14 protein-coding genes and 1 pseudogene are annotated in these 19043 nt (G+C 72.0%); 5 read left to right on the forward strand and 10 right to left on the reverse strand.

All coding sequences use genetic code 11. The features are described from left to right. Positions 1 to 110: 110 nt before the first annotated feature. Together M2302_RS06545 and M2302_RS06550 are read left to right on the forward strand one after the other, a co-directional pair. Entirely contained in the window at positions 111 to 1445 is a 1335-nt protein-coding gene (locus M2302_RS06545; protein WP_280837028.1) for a potassium transporter TrkG, read from the forward strand. Continuing rightward, positions 1435 to 2100 (forward strand): TrkA family potassium uptake protein, encoded by a 666-nt coding sequence (locus tag M2302_RS06550; RefSeq protein ID WP_280837029.1) that lies wholly within the window; start codon positions 1435 to 1437, stop codon positions 2098 to 2100. Before M2302_RS06545 ends, M2302_RS06550 begins: the two co-directional genes overlap by 11 nt. Before the next feature lie 39 nt (positions 2101 to 2139). Here the strand turns inward: M2302_RS06550 and M2302_RS06555 are convergent, their stop codons facing one another. The 7 genes from M2302_RS06555 to M2302_RS06585 all read right to left on the reverse strand — a co-directional run bounded on the left by M2302_RS06555 (position 2140) and on the right by M2302_RS06585 (position 10990). Further along, positions 2140 to 3780, reverse strand: coding sequence for a serine/threonine-protein kinase (locus M2302_RS06555; RefSeq protein ID WP_280837030.1), 1641 nt, complete (start codon positions 3778 to 3780; stop codon positions 2140 to 2142). 71 nt (positions 3781 to 3851) lie between these two features. Beyond that, positions 3852 to 5405 carry a fused MFS/spermidine synthase gene (locus M2302_RS06560; protein ID WP_280837031.1) on the reverse strand — a complete coding sequence of 518 codons (1554 nt, stop codon included), beginning with the start codon at positions 5403 to 5405 and terminating at the stop codon, positions 3852 to 3854. Positions 5406 to 5441: 36 nt separating this feature from the next. Then, positions 5442 to 6455 (reverse strand): hypothetical protein, encoded by a 1014-nt coding sequence (locus M2302_RS06565; RefSeq protein ID WP_280837032.1) that lies wholly within the window; start codon positions 6453 to 6455, stop codon positions 5442 to 5444. 303 nt (positions 6456 to 6758) lie between these two features. Further along, on the reverse strand, positions 6759 to 7568 hold the full coding sequence (locus M2302_RS06570) for an inositol monophosphatase family protein (RefSeq protein WP_280837033.1): 810 nt from the start codon (positions 7566 to 7568) through the stop codon (positions 6759 to 6761). Continuing rightward, the gene (locus M2302_RS06575; RefSeq protein WP_154941744.1) at positions 7561 to 8013 is read right to left on the reverse strand and encodes a response regulator; all 453 of its coding nucleotides are present in this window, start codon (positions 8011 to 8013) and stop codon (positions 7561 to 7563) included. Before M2302_RS06575 ends, M2302_RS06570 begins: the two co-directional genes overlap by 8 nt. Further along, positions 8010 to 9776 carry a sensor histidine kinase gene (locus M2302_RS06580; RefSeq protein WP_280837034.1) on the reverse strand — a complete coding sequence of 589 codons (1767 nt, stop codon included), beginning with the start codon at positions 9774 to 9776 and terminating at the stop codon, positions 8010 to 8012. The genes M2302_RS06575 and M2302_RS06580 overlap by 4 nt, the downstream gene beginning before the upstream one ends. After that, positions 9773 to 10990 carry a fused response regulator/phosphatase gene (locus M2302_RS06585; RefSeq protein ID WP_280837035.1) on the reverse strand — a complete coding sequence of 406 codons (1218 nt, stop codon included), beginning with the start codon at positions 10988 to 10990 and terminating at the stop codon, positions 9773 to 9775. Before M2302_RS06585 ends, M2302_RS06580 begins: the two co-directional genes overlap by 4 nt. A 321-nt stretch (positions 10991 to 11311) precedes the next feature. Between M2302_RS06585 and M2302_RS06590 the strand changes: the two genes are divergently transcribed. Then, positions 11312 to 13687, forward strand: a complete 2376-nt coding sequence (locus M2302_RS06590; RefSeq protein WP_280837054.1) for a M28 family peptidase — start codon at positions 11312 to 11314, stop codon at positions 13685 to 13687. Between the two features lie 83 nt (positions 13688 to 13770). On the opposite strand, the gene M2302_RS06595 is transcribed toward M2302_RS06590, so the two are convergent. Next, positions 13771 to 14934 carry a SpoIIE family protein phosphatase gene (locus tag M2302_RS06595; RefSeq protein WP_280837036.1) on the reverse strand — a complete coding sequence of 388 codons (1164 nt, stop codon included), beginning with the start codon at positions 14932 to 14934 and terminating at the stop codon, positions 13771 to 13773. Positions 14935 to 15017: 83 nt separating this feature from the next. Next, positions 15018 to 15824, reverse strand: coding sequence for an alpha/beta hydrolase (locus M2302_RS06600; protein WP_280837037.1), 807 nt, complete (start codon positions 15822 to 15824; stop codon positions 15018 to 15020). Positions 15825 to 16105: 281 nt separating this feature from the next. Between M2302_RS06600 and M2302_RS06605 the strand changes: the two genes are divergently transcribed. Then, on the forward strand, positions 16106 to 17437 hold the full coding sequence (locus M2302_RS06605; protein ID WP_280837038.1) for a low temperature requirement protein A: 1332 nt from the start codon (positions 16106 to 16108) through the stop codon (positions 17435 to 17437). A 132-nt stretch (positions 17438 to 17569) separates the two neighbouring features. Here the strand turns inward: M2302_RS06605 and M2302_RS06610 are convergent, their stop codons facing one another. Beyond that, entirely contained in the window at positions 17570 to 17980 is a 411-nt protein-coding gene (locus M2302_RS06610; RefSeq protein ID WP_280837039.1) for a tyrosine-type recombinase/integrase, read from the reverse strand. A 632-nt stretch (positions 17981 to 18612) separates the two neighbouring features. On the opposite strand from M2302_RS06610, the pseudogene M2302_RS06615 reads away from it, so the two are divergent. Further along, positions 18613 to 19043, forward strand: a pseudogene (locus M2302_RS06615) (group II intron reverse transcriptase/maturase); the annotation flags it as partial.

The following is a 19043-nucleotide window of genomic DNA, read 5'->3' on the forward strand; positions in this document are numbered from 1 at the left end:
GCAGACCGGTCCGGGCTGACCGCCAGTTGGTCGGCGGCTGACCGGCCGGTGAACCCTGCGGGATACGCCATTCACCGACCCGAAGATGCCCGGAACCGGAAGATTGTCTGGTGCGCCGGTTCCTTCGTCACCCCGTCCGGCTGGTGCCGTTCGGCTTCCTGGTGGCGATCGCGATCGGCACCGGCCTGCTGATGCTGCCCTGGGCGACCAGCGAAGAGCGCTACACGCCGCTGGTCACGGCACTGTTCACCGCGACCTCCGCCGTGTCGGTCACCGGCATGGCCGTCAACGACACCCCGAACTACTGGAACGCGTTCGGGCTGGCGATGATCACCGTGCTCACCCAGATCGGCGGCCTGGGCATCCTCACCGGCGCGGCCCTGGTCAGCCTCGCGGTGTCCCGGCAGCTCGGGCTGCGTAACCGGCTGCTGGTGGCGGCCGAGACGGCCGAGTACGGCGTCGGCGACGTCGGCTGGCTGCTGGCGCGCATCGCCACCACGGTGGTGGTCACCGAGGCGCTGATGACCCTGGTCGTCAGCGGGCGGCTCTGGCTGACCTACGGCTACTCGCCCAGCCGGGCGCTCTGGTCCGGCACCTTCCATTCGATCCAGGCCTTCAACAACGGCGGGTTCACGCTCTACTCCGACGGTCTGCTCGCCTTCTCCCGGGACCCCTGGGTCGCGCTGCCGCTGGGAATCGGCGCGATCATCGGTGGTCTCGGTTTCCCCGCCCTGTTCGAGGCGGCCCGGCGCTGGCGCTGCCCCGCCCGCTGGGCGGTCGCCACCAAGCTGACCATCTGGGGCAGCGTGGTGCTGGTGGCGGGCGGCTTCCTCGCCCTGCTGCTCGCCGAGTGGGGCAACCCCCGCACCATCGGCACGTACGACGCGCCCGGCAAGGTGCTCGCCGCGTTCACGCAGATCGCCCTCAGCCGCACCGGCGGCTTCGACGTGATCAACGTCGAGTGGCTGAGCGAGGAGAGCTATCCCCTGCTCATCGCCCTCATGTTCATTGGCGGTGGCAGCGCCAGCACCGCCGGCGGCATCAAGGTCTCCACGTTCTTCCTGCTCGCATTCGTGATCTGGGCGGAGGTACGCGGCGAGCCCGATGTCGTGGTGGGCCGGCGGCGGGTGGTCGGGTCGAGCCAGCGGCAGGCGCTCACCGTGGCGCTGCTCAGCGTCGCGCTGGTGGTCATCGGCACGGTCGGGCTGATCCTGATCACCGAAGGGGTCCGGTTCAACGAGTCGCTCTTCGAGGTGACCTCGGCCTTCAGCACCACCGGCCTGTCGGTGGGGCTCACCCCGAACCTGCCCGAGCAGGGCCAGTACCTGCTGACCGTCCTGATGTACATCGGCCGGGTCGGGCCACTCACGCTCGGCTCGGCGATCGCGTTGAACACCCGGCGCCGGCTGTACAGCTACCCGAAGGAGCAACCCATTGTCGGCTAAGGGAACGAGCGACGGCGACATCGCGGTGATCGGGCTGGGCCGGTTCGGCTGCCACCTGGCCGGCGCGCTGACCCGGCTGGGCCACGAGGTGCTCGCCGTCGACCGGGACTCCGAACAGGTCCAGCGCTGGGCGCCGTACCTGGAACGGGTGGTGCAGGCGGACGCGACCGAGGAGGACGCGCTGCGTCAGCTGGGCCTGGCCGACTTCGGGCGGGTGGTGGTCGCGATCGGCGTGTCGCTGGAGGCGAGCGTGCTCACCGTCGTGGCGCTGACCGAGGTCGGCGTGCCGCAGATCTGGGCCCGGGCCACCTCGGACAAGCACGCGAGGATCCTCGCCTCGGTCGGCGCCCACCACGTGATCTTCCCGGAGGCGGAGACCGGGGAACGGGTGGCGCACCTGATCGTCAGCCGGATGCTCGACTTCATCGAGTTCGGCGACGACTTCGCCATCGCCAAGGTGCCGGTGCCGCCGTCCCTGGTCGGCCGGTCGCTGCGCGACCTGACCCCCGAGCGCTACGGCGTGCTGGTGGTGGGCACGAAGCTCCCCGGGGAACGCTTCCGGTACGCCACCCCGGACACCCGGATCAGCAAGGACACCGTGCTGATCGTCGAGGGCACGATCGCTCAGGTGCAGCAGTTCGCCAACCTCGGCTGACCGGTCACTTCCCCTTGCTTTTGCCCCCCTTCGTCGCCGCTACCGGCCGCCTTTTCCCTTGCTGTCACCCGACCCCTTGCCCTTGCCGGAGGTGCCGGACCTCGCCTTCGACGTGCCCGACCCACCGCTGCCCGAGGACTTGACCGTGGTCTTCGCCGGCGGCTTCTTCGTCGTCGCCTTCGGCGGCGGCGCCTTCGGCGGCGGCGCCGTCGGGGTCGGCATCGCCCCGGCCACCCCGGAGACCCGTACGCCGCAGCTGTTCTCGCCGATCTTGAACTCCAGCGGCAGCGGGTTGCCGCCGGCGTACTGGCCGGACAGCGCGATCTTCTCGGAGGCCCCGGGCGCCAACGACTCCCGACCGGCGGCCGGACCCACCCGGACCGTCCGACCCTCCTGCCGCACCGTCGGGCCGGGGGCGGTGAGCGTCTGCTGGCCGGGGAAGGCGAAGCTCATCGTCCAGTCCCGCAGCTCGCGGGTACCGGTGTTGGTGAGGGTGAGCTGAGCGGCGAAGTCCTTGCCGGAGTCGCTGCGCAGCGCGTACTCGACCTCGCAGGGGCTCGGCTGCTCCAGGCCCATCCGCGCCTCGGCGGGCTGGTCGACGCCACCGCTGGCCGGGGTCTTCGAGGTCATCCCCCACATCGCCGCGGTCACCGCGACCAGGCCGGCGGCGGCCACCCCCGCCTCCACCCGACGCCGCCGGGTCGTCGCCCGGCGGCTGCGGGTCCGACCGGAGAAGGGCAGCGCGTCGGTGTCGGCCGACCAGGGCAGGATCGTGGTGCCGGCGCTGGCCAGCAGCGCCGGGTCGAGCGTGCCGGGCGCCGGGGAGACCGGCACGGCCGCGATCATCCCGGCCGCCTCGGCCAGGGTACGGGCCAGCTCGGCGGTGGTCGGCCGGTCCTCCGGCCGCTTGGCCAGGCAGCGGTGCGCCAGCTCGGCCACCTCGGCGGGCAGTCCCGGCACCTCCGGCATCGGCTCCGGGTCGTTGTACATGTGCGCCCGCAGCATTTCGGTGGTGGTGCTGGCCTCCCACGGCAGCCGGCCGGTCAGCATCCGGTAGAGCAGCAGCCCGACGGCGTACACGTCGGTGGCCGGCGAGACCTGGCCGTTGTCCAGCCGCTCCGGCGCCAGGTAGGCGGGGGTGCCCAGCAGGGCGCCGTCCGGGCCCTTCTCGCTCTCCCCCACCAGGGCGGAGATGCCGAAGTCGACGACCTTCACCCCGTTCGGGGTCAGCATGACGTTGCCGGGGGTGACGTCCCGGTGGACCACGCCCCGGGCGTGCGCGGTGGCCAGCGCCGAGGTGACCTCGGCGGCGATGGTGACCGCCTCCCGCCAGGCCAACTTCCCGTCCCGGCCGAGCCGCACGGTCAGCGGGGCGCCGTCGACCAGCTCCATCACGACGTACGGCACGGTCAGGCCGACCTGCTCGGACTCGCCGTAGTCGTACACGTTGGTGATGTTGGGGTGGCAGAGCCGCGCGGCGGCCTGGGCCTCGACCCGGATCCGGTGCCGGAAGGCCTTGTCGCTGGCCAGCCGGGAGGCGAGCACCTTCACCGCGACCTGTCGACCCAGTACCTCGTCGTAGCCACGCCACACCACTGACATGCCGCCCGCGCCGAGCTGCTCTATCAACCGGTACCGCTCACCCAGCAGCTGCGCGCCGTTCCGGATTCCACCACCCATGGTCGGACGTGTTGCCCGGGAACGATCCCGCTACACCTCGCTGGTCGTAATCGGTCAGCGGATTCACCCGATCAGGCTGTCGCGAGCAGTTGGTCCACCGGCGCGTAGTCGTCGGTCAGGACCAGCGCGTCGTCGACGAAGGCGGCCAGCTCCCCACCGGCCAGCAGGTCCGGCACCGTGTCGAGGCGGCCCAGCCGCTGGGTGAGCGCGTCCACCGGCAGCGGCGCGTCCGAGGCGACGATGAGGAAGTTGGAACCCTGCTGACCGGCGATCGCGGCGGCCGGGGCGACCAGCGCGACGTGCCGGAACTCGGCGGCGACCGTAGCCAGCTCGCTGCGGATGAAGCGGCCCGGCGGATAGTCGATGACGTTCTGCACGTACATCCCGCCGGGCCGGAGCACCCGGCGGACCTCGGCGGCCATCTCCCGGGTCGCCAGGTGCCAGGGCACCACCAGGTGGCCGAAGGCGTCCCCGACCACGAAGTCGCGGCTGTCGGTGGGCTCGCCGCCGACCAGCATCCGGGCGTCGCCCACCACCGCGCGCAGCCCCGGCCCCGGCCGTACGCCCAGCAGCCGCCGGTCCAGCTCGACCAGCTCACCGTCGATCTCGAAGACCACGTTGTCGGTGCCGGGGCGGGTGGCGCTCAGGTAGCGCGGCATGGTGAAGCCGCCCCCGCCCAGGTGCAGCGCGTCCAGCCGCCGCCCCGCCGGCGCGACCACGTCCGCCGCCGCGCCGATCCACCGCGTGTACGCGTACTCCAGGTGGGTGGGGTCGGCCAGGTCCACGTACGAGTGCTCGGCGGAGTTGAGGTAGAGCACCCGCCCACTGGCGCGGGACGGGTCGTCGGCCACCCGCGCACAGTGGTACGCCGTCTCCACGTCGCACGGGTTCGGGGCGACCGCGCTGAGCCCCGCCCCGAGCAGTCCGAGCACCGCGAGGGTGGCCTTGGTCCGGGCCGCGCCGGGCAACCCGCCGCCCTCCTGCCGGCGCAGGTGGAACCCGAGCGCGAGGCCGGTGACCCCGAGCAGCACCGCCAGCGCGATCAGGATGACCGTGCTGGGCAGCGCCGCCACCAGCACGAAGCCGGTGACCAGGGTGGCGGTGATGCCGCCCAGCGTGCCGATGCCGGAGAGCCGCCCGACCACCTGCCCGGTGCGGCGCAGGTCGGCCAGTTGGAGCTTCACCACCAGCGGGGTGACCGCCGCGAGCAGGGCCGCCGGGACGAAGACCGCGAGCGCGGTGAGCAGCAGGATGGCGCTGGCCGCGCCGCCGCGCAGCACCTCACCGGCGTACCGGACCACCGGCAGGGTGACCGCCGTGGCGATGCCGGCCAGCACCAGCGCCGGGGCCAGCAGGCCGCGCGGGTCCCGCCGGTCGGCCAGCCAACCGCCCGTCCACGCCCCGTACGCGATGGCGGCCAGCGCGATGCCGATCACCGAGCTGGTGACCTGGAGGGTCACCCCGACGTACGGGCCGACCAGGCGGAGCGAGACCGTCTCCAGCACCAGCACGGCCCCGCTGGAGAGGAAGACCAGGAACGCGGCGAGCCCGTTGGGCAGCGCGCGGGCGGTGGCCGGGTCGGCGGAAGCCGGGTTGACCACGACGTCGGACGATGAGCTGCTCACCGTCGCGATGGTACGCAGCGTTGCTGGCGCTCCTGGTCAGTACATCGAAAGATGAACATGGTTTGTGTGGTCGGCGGCCGGGCTGCCGGAGCCGCTGTACGACCGCCAACCCGTGTTCGGCATCCAGATCTGCCGGTACCAGATCACGTAGAGCACGCCGAGCCGGCTGGCGTTGTTCTTGAAGTAGTTGGCCAGGCTGTCGCCGTACGCCTTGTCCCCGCCGGTGGCCGTGCGGTCCTCGAACCCGCCGGTGGCGGCGGCGAAGTCGCAGGCCCGCCCCTTCGGGTGCTCACCGCCGCCGCCGCTGCGGAAGCAGGAGACGTACCGCTTGTAGCCGGCGGCCTGGGCCTGCCGCAGGGCGTGCAGGGTGCGCGGGGTGATGCAGCCGTCGGTGGTCGGGTCGTTGGCCGAGCAGGACTCCGACGGCCAGGACCCGTCCGAGTTGCGCGGCGCCGGACTCGCCGACCGCGAGCTGCCGTTGAAGCCGGAACTCGTGCCGGAGCTGACCGTGGCGAGCGCCCGCTCGGCGTCCCGCTTCCGCTTGGCCAGCGCGGCGAGCTGCTTCTGCTGCTCGCGCACCTCGTTGTCGATGGCCGCCTTGGCCTGCGCGGCGGCCTGCTTGGCCTCGGTCAGCTCGCGCAGCCGCTTGGCGTCCCGCTGGCCCATCACGTCCAGCTCGGCGGCGCGTTGCAGCAGCGCCTGCGGGCTGGCGCTGTTGAGCAGCGCCGAGGCGGTGCTCAACCGACCCAGCCGGTACGACTGCGCGGCGACCTCGCCGACCTGGGCGTTCAGCCCGACCAGCCGCCCCTCGACCGTCCTCAGCTCGCCGGTCAGGGCGGCCTGGCGGCGCTTGGAGTTGTCCAGCTTCGCCTTGGCCTCGATGTGGCCCTTGGCGGCGGCCTCCAACGCCTCACGGAGCTTGGTGGTGCCACCCTCGTTCGGCTCTGCGGCGGCCGGCGTGACGCCGGCGCCGAGCAGCAGTGCCACGACGGCGAGCAGCACGATCAGCGGCCGGCGGGCGGCCGGCCTGGTGAGGCTGGTCCTCGGCACGACAGTGTCCTTCCTCGGCCGCCAGGGGGACGGCGGCGCGGCGGCGGCCCCGCCGGGCTCCGAAAGGACGGGCCTGCGGGCGACGACCGCCGGACACGATACCGGACCCAGGCCGGTTGACCAGGCCCGCGACCGCCGAGGGCATAGATCGTCGACGCAGCGTCCCGGCGTGGTCGCGCAGCGCCGCGACACCCGGCCGGCCTCGTCCGCGCCGGCGTGATCGACTCCGATTGCGGCGTGTCGCGGCATCCAGCCGCCCTGACACGCCGACACGCCGCAACGCGCGGCGGCGGAGGGGTCGGGTCAGCCGCCGAGGAGGGCGTCGCGGACCTCGTGCCAGGTCCGCTCGTCGGCCGCGACCAGCAGCCCCTTGTCGTCGTCGGCCGGGTGGTACTCGGCGCCGTCGAACCGGCGGGCCACCCCGCCGGCTTCCCGCACCAGCAGCGCCCCGGGGGCGTGGTCCCACGGCAGGGTCCGCCAGAAGAGCACGAACTGCTGGTCGCCGGTGAGCATGTCGAGGTACTCCCGCCCGGCGCAGTGCTGCCCGACGAGCAGTTCGCCGATCCGCGCCCCGCCCGCCTCGGCGGTCCGCCGGGTCTCCGGCGGCAGGAACCGGGTCATCGCGGTGCCGCGCAACGCGCCGAACGGCGGTACGCCATCGGCGGTGCGCACCGGCCGGCCGTCGAGCAGGGTGCCCTCCCCGGCGACGGCCACCGCCAGCGTCTCCGCGAGCGGGTCGAGCACCCAGGCGGCCGCCGGCTCGCCGTCGGTGAGCAACGCGACCATCAGCGCGAACGGGCGTCGGCCGGCGGCGAAGTTGCCGGTGCCGTCGACCGGGTCGACCACCCAGACGTCGCCGTCGCCGCGCAGGTGGCGCAGCAGGGACGGATCGTCGGCGACCGCCTCCTCGCCGACGACGACCGAACCGGGCCGCAGCCGGCGCAGCGCGGCGGAGATCTTCTCCTCCGCCCGCCGGTCGGCCACCGTGACCAGGTCACCGGGGGCCTTCTCGGCGACGTCGGCGTCGTCCAGCCGGCGGAACAGGGGCAGCACGACCTCGGCGGCGGTCTCCCGCAGCAGCTCGCCGACGTCGTCCCGCAGCCGGTCAGCCACGCGGCGGGAGCTTGACCACGCTGACGAAGAACTCGTCGATCTGCCGGACCACCGAGATGAAGCGCTCGAAGTCGACCGGCTTGGTCACGTAGGCGTTGGCGTGCAGCTGGTAGCTGCGCAGGATGTCCTCGTCGGCCTGGGAGGTGGTGAGCACCACGACGGGGATGCGGCGGAGCTGCTCGTCCTCCTTGATCTCCTCCAGCACCTCGCGGCCGTCCCGGCGGGGCAGGTTCAGGTCGAGCAGGATCAGGTCCGGCGTCACCGCGTCGCCGTACGGGCCCTCGCGGCGCAGGTAGGCCAGCGCCTCGGCGCCGTCGGAGACGACGGTGAGCCGGTTGCGCAGCTTGTGCTCCTCGAACGCCTCCTGGGTCATCAACACGTCACCCGGGTCGTCCTCGACCAGCAGGACCTCGATCGGGCTCTTGCCGTCCGCTGGCGCGGTCATCTCACCGTCTCCTTCATGCCACCCGTTGTACCGTGCTCCGGCGCCGCCTCGGGCGCGTCTGCGCCCGCCGGGCCGTCCGGCTGCCGGCCCACGGTCGGCGCGGAGGTCTCCGGCTCACCGTCGGCGTCCATCTCGACCATCGAGGCCAGGTCGTCACCCGCCGGCTCCTCGCCGGTGACCGCCTCGGCCTCCGCCGCCGCCCGGGCCGCCTCGACGTCCTCGGGCAGCGCCGGCAGGGTGAAGCGGATCGCGGTGCCCTCGTCGGTGTCGGTGTCCACCCAGACCCGGCCACCGTGGTACTCCACGATCTTCTTGACGATCGCCAGGCCGATACCGGTGCCGGGGTACGCGTCCTTGGCGTGCAGCCGCTGGAAGATCACGAAGATCTTGTCGGCGAACTCCGGCTCGATCCCGATGCCGTTGTCCTGGCAGGTGATCTCCCACTCGTCGTCGACGAGCCGGGCGGAGACGTGCACCTTCGGCGTGACGTCCGGGCGGCGGAACTTGATCGAGTTGCTGACGAGGTTGGCCAGCAGGTTGGTCAGCAGCGGTTCCTCGCCGCGGATCACCGGCATCTCGTCCCAGGTCAGCTCGGCGTCGGCGTACTGGCGGGCGGCCTCGGTCTGCCCGGCCACGTCGCCCATCACCTTGTCGAGGTCGACCTCGGTGAAGCCGGTGGTGAGCCGGCCGATCCGGGAGAAGGCCAGCAGGTCGTTGATCAGGCGCTGCATCCGCTGCGCGCCGTCGACCGCGAAGGCGATGTACTGGTCGGCGCGCTCGTCGAGCTGGCCGGCGTAGCGGCGCTGGAGCAGCTGGCAGAAGCTCGCCACCTTGCGCAGCGGCTCCTGGAGGTCGTGCGAGGCCACGTACGCGAACTGCTCCAGGTCGCGGTTGGAGCGGGTCAGTTCCTCGGCCTGCTTCTGCAGCTGGCTGTTGACCCACTCGATGCTCTCGCGCGCCTCGCGCACCTCGGCGAGTTCCCGGGCGATCTTCTGCCGCATCGCGTCCACGTCGCCGGCGAGCTGTTGGAACTCCGGTGGGCCGGATCCGGCGATGCGGTGCTGGTAGTCGCCCTCGGCGACCTCCCGTACCTGCTCGGCCAGCCCGGTCAGCGGCTTGATCACCATGCGGTCCAGCGACAGCAGCAGCACCGAGCCGGCCACCGCCACCACCACCGCCGCGACGATGAGCAGGACCACCAGGATGTTGCTGCTCTGGTAGACCTTGTCCGCCGTGCGCTGCCGCTCGTCGAGGATCTCGGCCTGGAGCACGCCGGCCGAGGCGCGGATCTGGTCGAACTGCTGCCGTGCCTGGTCGGTGATGAGCGCCTGGCCGGCCGCCGTGCCGTCCCGGTCGGTCGTGGTGATCACCGGCTGGGCGACGGCGCTGCGCCAGTCGGCCGCCTGCTGCTCCACCACGGCCAACGCCCGCTGGATGTCCGGATAGTCACCGATCAGCGCCTTCATCTTGCTGACGGTGTCCCGCTCCTGCTGCAGGCCGCTGTCGTACGGGGCGAGGTCGGCGCGGTCGGCGCTGACCGCGTACCCCCGGACGGCGGTCTCCTGGTCGAGCAGGGCGTTGAGCAGTTCCTGGCCCTGCACCCGCAGCGGGCCGGTCTTCACCAGCACCGCGTCCATGTTCTGCCGGGTCTTGGTGGCCAGCGCGGCCTCGGCCGCGGCGAGCCCGAGCAGCAGCACCACGACCACGGTGAGCAGCAGGCTCACCCGGCGGCGCAGCGTCCACCCGGGGCGGTACGAGTTCACCGGCCACCGCCGCGGGTGACCAGCAGCATGGCGACGTCGTCGGCGAGCGGACCACCGTTGATCTGCTCGGCCCGGCCGACCAGCCAGGCCGGCAGCTCGGCCAGCGGCACCGCCTGGTTGGCCGGCTCCTCCAGCAGGCCAACCAGCCCCGGCACGTCCAACCGGTCGTCGCCGTCGCCCACCCGTCCCTCGATCAGGCCGTCGGTGTACATCAACAGGGACCAGTCATCGGTGTCGAACTCCAGGTCGAACGCTACGGGTCGGCGAGGTCGTACCCCGAGGAGCAGGCCACCACGCGCCGGGACCGGCGCGACCTTGCCCCCGGAGAGCAGCAGCGGCGGCGGGTGCCCGGCCAGCCGGACGGTGGCCCGATTGCCGGCCAGGTCCAGCCGGACCGTGGCGACGGTGGCGAAGATCTCCTGAAGGCGGCGCTCGCTCATCAGCACCTGTTCCAGGGCGGGCAGCACGTCGTCGTCGGCGACCCCGGCCAGGATCAGCGCCCGCCAGGCGACCCGCAGCTCGACGCCGAGCGCGGCCTCGTCCACACCGTGCCCGCAGACGTCGCCGACGATCAGGTCGACCCGGTCGGGCCGGGTCTGCACGACGTCGAAGAAGTCCCCGCCGATCAGGGCGGCGTGCCGGCCGGGACGGTAGAAGGTGTGCACCGACACCTCGTCGGTGCTCATCAGCGGCTGGGGCAGCAGGCCGCGCTCCAGGCGGGCGGACTCGGCCTGGCGCAGCTCGACCTCGCGCAGCCGCCGGGCGTTCTCGTCGGCCCGCTTGCGTTCCACCGCGTAGCGCAGCGCGCGGGTCAGCAGGACGCCGTCGACCTGCCCCTTGACCAGGTAGTCCTGGGCGCCCTCGGCGACCGCGACGATGCCCAGGTGCTCGTCGGAGCGGCCGGTCAGCACGCAGACCGCCGCGCCGCTGGCCATCTCCAGCACCTTGCGCAGGCCGTCCAGGCCCTGGGCGTCGGGCAGCCCGAGGTCGAGCAGCACGCAGTCGACGCCGGCCACCCGCTGCCGGGCCTCGCTGAGGCTGGTGGCGACCAGCAGGTCGATCATCGAGTTGGTCTCGGCGAGCAGCTCACTCACCAGGAAGGCGTCGCCCTCGTCGTCCTCGACCAGCAGAACCCGCAGCCGCTCGCCGGGCGGCAGGTTGGGGTTCCGCCCGAGGCCCCCCTGCGGGTACGGCGCCACGGAGGGACCGGCCATGCCGGGCCCCCGGTGCGGCCGGGTCACCGCCGCGAGACGCGGGAGTTCGCTGGTGATGTCGGGCTCCTTCCGAGTGCCCCGCTGATCCTGTATTAGACAACGGTCGCACACAACACGGCCGTGTCGGCACGGGCGTACCCGGGCAAGGCCGTCACACGGACAGCGGTCGGGCGGGAAGGCGCGTTACGGGATGCCCCGGGGTGTCGCGGCTCACCCCCGGCGCGGTGCAGGATGATCCTCACCCTTCGCCCCACCCCCGAGGAGCCCGCCGTGGGCGCACCCGTAGTTCCCGCCGCCGAGGAGTCCGCCGGGCGCACCCCCGTGGTCCGCGCCGCCGACCGGGCGCTCGCCCGGCCGCGCCGTAGGGCGCTCGCCGCCGTCGCGGCGTTGGTCGCGCTGCTCGCGGTCGGTGCCGCCGTCCTGGTCGACCTGCACACCCCGGCGCCGCGTCCGGCGGACGCGCCGGCCGGCGAGTTCAGCGCCGCCCGGGCGTACCGGACGGTGCAGACCGTCGCGGCCCGCCCGCACGTCGCCGGCAGCCCGGCCAATGATCAGGTACGCGAGCACCTGGTCGGCGCGCTGCGCGGCCTGGGGCTGGAGACCGAGGTGCAGGACACCGTCGCTGACGAGGCGGGGCAGCTCAGCGGGGCCGCGGGCGGCGCCACCCTGGCCCGGGTACGCAACGTGGTGGCCCGACTGCCCGGGACCGCCTCCACCGGACGGGTCTTCCTGGTGGCGCACTACGACTCGGTGCAGTCCGGACCGGGCGGCAACGACGACGGGGCCGGGACCTCGACCATCCTGGAGGTGGCCCGGGCGCTGACCAACGGTCCCCGCCCGCGCAACGACATCGTCTTCGTGCTCACCGACGCCGAGGAGGCGTGCCTGTGCGGGGCGCAGGCGTTCGCGTCGAGCCACCCGCTGGCCGCGGACCGCGGGGTGGTGCTCAACCTGGAGGCGCGGGGCGCCACCGGTCCGGTGATCATGTTCGAGACCTCCCGGAACAACGCGCGGCTGGTCGACGTCTTCGGCCGTGCCGCCCCGCACCCGGTGGGCACCTCGTTCGCGGTGGAGATCTACCGGGCGCTGCCGAACGACACCGACTTCACCGCGTTCCTGGACGCCGACTTCGTCGGGTTGAACTCGGCGTACATCGACGGGGGCGCGATCTACCACACCCCGCTGGACACCCCGGCGGCGATGGACCGGGGCAGCCTCCAGCAGCACGGAGACAACGCCCTCGGGCTGGCCCGGGAGTTCGGCCGTGCCGACCTGACGGACGTCCGCTCCGTCCACGACGCCACCTACTTCCCGGTCCCCGGCGGGCTGGTCCGCTACCCCGGCTGGCTGACCTGGCCGCTGGCCGCGCTGGCCGTGGCGGCGGTGCTGGCGCTGGCCTGGCTGGCCCGACGACGGGGGCGGGTGACCACCGGCCGACTCGCCGCCGGCTTCGGGCTGGCCCTGGCGCCCATCGTCGTCGCGCCGCTCGCCGCCCAGCTGCTCTGGGCCGCGATCACCGCGCTGCGTCCCGGCTACGCCGAGCTGCTCGACCCGTACCGGCCGACCTGGTACCGGCTGGCCGTGGTGGCGCTCGCCGCCGCGATCCTCGCCGCCTGGTACGCGCTGACCCGTCGCTGGGCCGGCCCGGCCGCACTCGCCGTCGGCGCGCTGGGCTGGCTGGCCCTGCTCGGGGTGCTGCTGGCCGCGCTGGTGCCCGGCGGGGCGTACCTGGCGACCCTGCCGGCCCTGGCCGGCGCAGCCGCCGGCCTGATCGCCCTGGCCAGCCGGATCGACGGCCCGTGGCCGGTGCTGGCGGTGACCCTGGCCGGCGCGGTCGCCGTGGTGATCCTGCTGCCGACGGTGGTGCTGCTCTTCCCGGCGCTGGGTATGGCGATGGGCGGCGTCGCGGCGCTCTTCGCGGTGCTGCTCGGCCTGGCCGCACTGCCGGTGGTGGACCTGCTGCACCCGGCCGCCGGCGGCCAGCGCGGGCTGGTCGCGCTGCGCGCCCGCCGGCTGGGCGCGCTGCCGGCCGTCGCCGCCGGGCTCGCGGCGGTGGTGCTCGCCGGGGTCGGGCTGCGGGTGGACCGCTTCGACGCCGCGCACCCGGCGCCCACCCACCTGATGTACGCCCTGGACGCCGGCACCGGCCAGGCCCGTTGGCTCAGCCACGAGGAGGACCCACAGCCCTGGACCGATGGCTACGTGGACGGGTTGGCGAAGGTCGAGGACTTCCCCGGTCTCGGTGACGCCGAGCTGCGCGCCGGGCCCGCCCCGGCGGCGAACCTGCCGGCACCGAAGCTGGAGGTCCTGGCCGACACCACCGTCGGCCGGCAGCGCACCCTGCGCCTGCGCCTGGTGCCCCAGCGGCCGGTCCGGCTGGCCACGTTGCATGTGGAGACCGCCGGGACGGGCGGCACGGGCCTCGAGGCGGCGACGGTGGCCGGTCGGCCGGTGAAGATCGACAAGCGGCAGCCGGACGGCCGCTGGTGGGGCATCGTGTTCCACGCGCCACCGCCGGAGGGGATCGAGGTCACCCTCACCCTGGAGCCGCGCGGCGGCCAGGTGCTGCTGCGGGCGATGGACGCCAGCGACGGCCTCGACGGGCTGCCGGGCTTCCGGCCCCGCCCGGCGGACGTGGGCGTGGTCGGCTCGCACAGCTCGGAGATGCTGGCGGTGGCCCGCACGTATCCGCTGTAGCCGGACCGGCGGGGGCCGGGTGTGTCGGTCGGGCCCTGTCGAGCTGATGTCACGAACGATTCAGGCAGCGCGCCGGGTCGCCGTCATCGTGGGGCGCTGATGGCCATGACGGCGGTGTCGTCGGTGAGCCCGGCGCCGAAGGTACCGAGCAGATCGGTGACGGCGGCGACGGCGTCGGCGGCGTTGGTGGGTGCGAGATCGGCGGCGAACCGGGCGAGGGCTGCGGTTCCGTAACGGCCGTCGGGGGTCTCGCTGCTGCCGGTACGGGCCTCGGTGAGTCCGTCGCTGTAGAGGAGCAACGTGTCGCCGGGGTTCGCCACGACGGTGGTGTTGGTGTATTGGGAGTTCGGGAAGGCCCCGACGATGCGGCCCTTCGTGCACTGGTAGTTGGCGGAGCCGTCGGCCCGTAGCAGCAGTGGTTCGGGGTGTCCGCCGCTGGCGACGACCGCGGTGAACCCGCCGACGGCCGGTGTGGGGGTGAGGATGCCGCAGACGACGGTGCAGTAGCGGGCGTCCTCGCGGTATTCCTGCCAGAGCACCCTGTTGAGGTTGTGCAGCGCGGCGGCAGGGTCGGGGGTGTAGACGGTTGCGGCGCGCAACGTGTAGCGGGCCAGGGCGGTGACGGCGGCCGCTTCGACGCCCTTGCCGCTGACGTCGCCCAGAAAGAATCCCCAGCGGCCGTCGTCGAGGGGGAACAGGTCGTAGAAGTCGCCGCCGACCTCGTCGGTGGAGGCCATCCGGTAGTACGCGGCGCTCTCCAGTCCGGGCGGGGTTTGCAGCACGGCGGGGAGCAGACTTCGTTGCAGTTTGCCGACGAGCTGCCGTAGCCGTTGGTCCTCGCGCTCCGCGGCTCTGCGGGCGTCGAGGAGCTCTCGTTCGTAGCTGCGACGTTCGCTGGCATCGAAAATGGCCGTGCGGATGAGTTGGGGTTGGCCTTCGCTGCCGGCCTTGACGACGGAGGTGACGAGGACCGGCATGCGGGAGCCGTCCCTGGTGCGAAGGTCCAGGGCGATGCCGCGGATCTCGCCCTGCATGGCCAGCATGGGTGCGAAGTGGGTTTCGTGATAGATGCGGCCCCCGCCGGTGAGCAGGTCGCTGAAGCGGCGCCGGCCGACGAGTTCTTCGCGGGTGTAGCCGAGCCATGCCAGCAGGGTGCTGTTGATCTTCGCAATGGTGCCGTCCAGGAGGGTGGACAGGTTCCCGCAGGGCGCGTTCTCGTACAGGTCTTCGAGGTTGTCCTCGAGCAACGAAGGAAACCCCGCCTCGCTCGGCCGGGCGCTCCCGTCATCGCTCGGACCTTGGCCGGAAGGATCACGCCCGGCAGCGGCGGTCATCGGTAAGCGGCCCTGATGAACGACGTGATCGCTGCGGTCGTGGCCTCCGGCGCGCTCAACTGGGGGCAGTGCCCGGTCGCGTCCAGGGTGACCAGCCGACTTCCGGCGATCTGTGCGTGCACGAAGGCGCCGACCTCAGGCGGCGCGATGGCGTCCTGAGCGCATTGCAGGATCAGGGTGGGAACCTTCACGGCGGCGAGGTCGGCACGGTTGTCGGACAGGAACGTGGCGCGGGCGAACACCTGCGCCATCGCGGGGTCCGTCCGGCAGAAACTTGCCGTCAGCTCTTCACCCAGCTCCGGCCGCTCCGGATTGCCCATGATCAGGGGGGCCATGCTCGACGACCAGCCGAGGTAGTTGCTGTCGAGCGACTCGAGCAACTCGTCGATGTCATCGCGGGTGAAACCGCCTCGGTAGTCTTCGTCATCGATGTAGCACGGCGACGGGGTGACCAAGACGAGTGCGGAGAAGCGGTCCGGTTCGCGGTTTGCCGCGAGGACCCCGATGCTCGAACTGACCGAGTGTCCGACGAAGATCGGCTGCTGAAGGTCCAGGTCCTGGCAGATGCTCAGCACGTCATCGGCGTAGCCGTCCAGGGAGGCGTACCGGTCGGCGTCCCAGGCCGCCGGGTCAGCCTTGCCCGATCCGACGTGATCGAACAGCACCACCTGGGCCCATTGTCCGATTTCGGAAGTAACGTGGCGCCACATGTGCTGGTCGCAGCCGAAGCCGTGCGCGAGCACGACGGTGGGACCGCCCTCACGACCGGCCAACCTCACGTTGTTGCGGTTCCGCACACGCATTCACCTATCTTCCATCACCCGCACCGTGTGACCAAGTGCCCGCTCACCTCGGGAAACGCATTCGGGACGAGGGGGTTCAGCCGTCGGCGAGACGGCGGCCGGGGACGTTCGGCACCCACAGGATCCCGGGGATGATCCGGGCTGGAGGCGTAGAAGTTGATCAAAGCGGACAACTCGTCCTGACCTGCTGCTATGCCCCGGCATTTGGCTCACGCGGTATCCGCCTCGGGGCTGACGTGAATCACGCCCGGACAGGGCACGCGCGCTGCAAGACTCGCTCAGTGGGTGGCTACCGGTGGTGGGAGCGGATGGGACCCGCCGTCGCGGTGGCCCCTGGCACCCGCATCGACCGGTTTGAGGTCTTCTTCGACCTGGTCTTCGTCTTTTCGTTCTTCATCATCACCCGGGCCACCGCGGTGGACATCACCGGCGACAGCCTGCTGCACGCCATGCTGGTCCTCGCCGTGCTCTGGTGGTGCTGGGTCGTGCACACGGTGGTCGCGACCCGGGTCCGGCTCGGCGTGGGCTTCGTCCCGGCGCTGATGGTCGTCGCGATGGCCGCCCTGTTCTGCTTCGCGCTGTCCCTGCCGCAGGCATTCGGTAACCCGGTGCGGTGGGCCGTCGGGCCGGTGGTGCTCGCGGTGAGCTACCTGGTGCTCCGCGGCGTGCACCTGCTGCTGTACTGGCACGTCGCCAAGGAGAGACCCGGCGAGCGCCGCCTGTTGCTGAAGTACTCCCCCGAGCTGGTGACGAGCACCCTCCTGCTGCTGGGTGCCGCGTTCATCCCGCCGTTGATCGACGACCCGTGGTGGGCCGACCTGGTGCGCGACGGGCTCTGGATCGCCGTCGTCCTGTTGCAGTACGGCGCCGGCCTGGTCGCCAACGCCTGGGGCTGGGTGTTGACCTCCGCCGAGCACTGGACCGAACGGTACGACTTCATCCTCATCATCGCCCTGGGCGAGTCGATCATCTCCGTCGGTATCGGCGGCAACCTGCTCGGTGAGCCGGTCACCTGGCGGGGCGTCACCGCCGCGGTGCTCGGCATCTTCTTCACCGCCGCCCTGTGGTGGACGCACTTCGACATGATCGCTCCGGCCGCCCGCATCGCCCAGCACGCGGCGCAGGGCCGCCACCGGGTGGCCATGGCCCGGGACGTCTACGCGTACTCCCAGCTCGTCATGATCGCTGGGATCATCCTGTTCGCCCTCGGGGCAGAGGAGATCGTGGGGCAGATCGCGGACGGCTCGATCAACCTCGCCGAGCCGACGCACGGCCCGGGTGTGCCGCTGCTGTTCGGCGGGGTGATCTGCTACCTCTGCGGCGGGATGCTGTTCCAACTGCGCGCCCTCGGCACGCTCTCCTGGACCCGCGTCGGCACCGTGCTCGTACTCGCGGCCGCCATCCCCCTCGCCACACACCTCCCCGCACTGGCGGCGCTCAGCCTGCTCACGGCCATCTGCCTCGCGTTGGTGGCGACCGAGATGGTGGTCATGGCGGACGCCCGCCGAGCGCTGCACAAGGCGGTGTTCGAGGAGAAGACCACCTACGAGAAGCACGAGGCCGACTGGCGAGCCCGCTGGCACGACGGAGCCCCGGACGAAAAACCCCGGTGAGAGGCCAGGTTCCGACGTAGCCGGGTCTCCTACTTCCAGCGGAAGTGCACGAACCGGAGCAGACCAGCGCGTTGACCTGGGCTGCAACGCCAACCCATGATCGCGGGAACAGATCGGGCACAACTCGGCCCATCACCGGCCCACCGCCAGCCGAGCGCCAGATAGGGCCGCGTCGACCAGGTTCCGCGTCCGGTCGATCGCCTCCGGCCACTCCCCCGCGTACGTGTTCAAAGTGATGATCGGCGTCGCATGCCCCAGCGCCATCTGAACCGTCTTCACGCTCGCCCCGCCGTGGATCAACAGCGTGGCGAAGTAGTGGCGCACACCGTGATAGCCGAACCCCTCCGGTACCCCGTCGACCGCTTCCACGGCCTTCTTCCATGGGTACGCCCACCCGGTTCGCTGGATCGGGTTGCCCCGGCCGCTCGTGAACAGCAACTTCGCCTTGCGAACCACCGGCTTGCGCGGGTTCGTCTCATCGAGAACCTCCACTTCGACCGGCGGGAAGAGTTCGATGTGCCGGACGAGGGCATCGGCGACCACCTGGCCGCACGCTGGTGGAACGGCACCGTGCGCCACGAGGCGCTATCGGTCGAGTGGAGGTGAGAGACCTTCACCCGTCTGCTGTCGTAGCAGCGGGCGTGAAGCTGGAGGCAGCCTGACCGCGGGAACGCGCGGGAGGGTGGGAAGCAGCCTCGACAACGCCGGGATGGGCTGGCACTGCCAGACGGCCCAGGTTCGGCAAGCGAGACGGAAAGGTGTACGCGAGGAACCGATGTGTAAAGCCTCTTAATTCCACCACCGGCTCAAATCTGGCGGATAGGGGCCGGGATCGCGGACGGACTACCCGGGCTGATTCCGTTCGGGTGGGCATCACGGCAGCGGTGCCGCTGTCCGTGGTGGCTGCGGGGAAGGTCTACGGCGTACCCGCAGCAGGCCGCAGGGGCAAAGTCGGACACCTCCTCCGTCGATCGATCGGTGGTGAACGTGGGAACCGTCCGGTGCGGACCCGCCGCCAACGCGACCAGCGTGGCGGAGATGGGAGGGCACGTTGTCCTGCCGGGGCACCGGACGGGGCGGAGTCCGCGTAGTAGTCCGAGGACGGGAAAGCCGTCCACATGGCGAAGGCGGGCAGCAGGCTCGCAGGGAGGGATTGTCATGCCAGGAGGCCGCTGGTGAATACCGGCGCACCGTGGCCCAGCCTCGACGAGGCGTGGCGGCGGGTACTGGAGATTCAAACCAAGCTGCATCGATGGGCAGGCGAGGACGGTTCTCGTCGGTTTGATGATCTGTTCAACCTTGTCACTGATCCCGCGTTCCTGGTGGTGGCGTGGGATCGGGTGCGGAGCAACACCGGCTCGCGCACTGCGGGTGTGGACGGCTTGACCGCCCATCACATGCAGGTGCTGGTCGGTGCGGAACCCTTCATGGGCATGATCCGGGAGGCGGTGCGGTCGGGCCAGTTCCGGCCGCTTCCGGTACGGGAGCGGCTGATCCCGAAGCCGGGCAGCCTCAAGAAGCGGCGGCTGGGTATCCCCACCGTCGCGGACCGGGTCGTGCAGGCGTCGCTGAAGCTGGTGCTGGAGCCGATCTTCGAGGCGGACTT

Source organism: Micromonospora sp. A200, assembly GCF_029893845.1.
In the GTDB taxonomy this organism is placed as follows: Bacteria; Actinomycetota; Actinomycetes; order Mycobacteriales; family Micromonosporaceae; genus Micromonospora; species Micromonospora purpureochromogenes.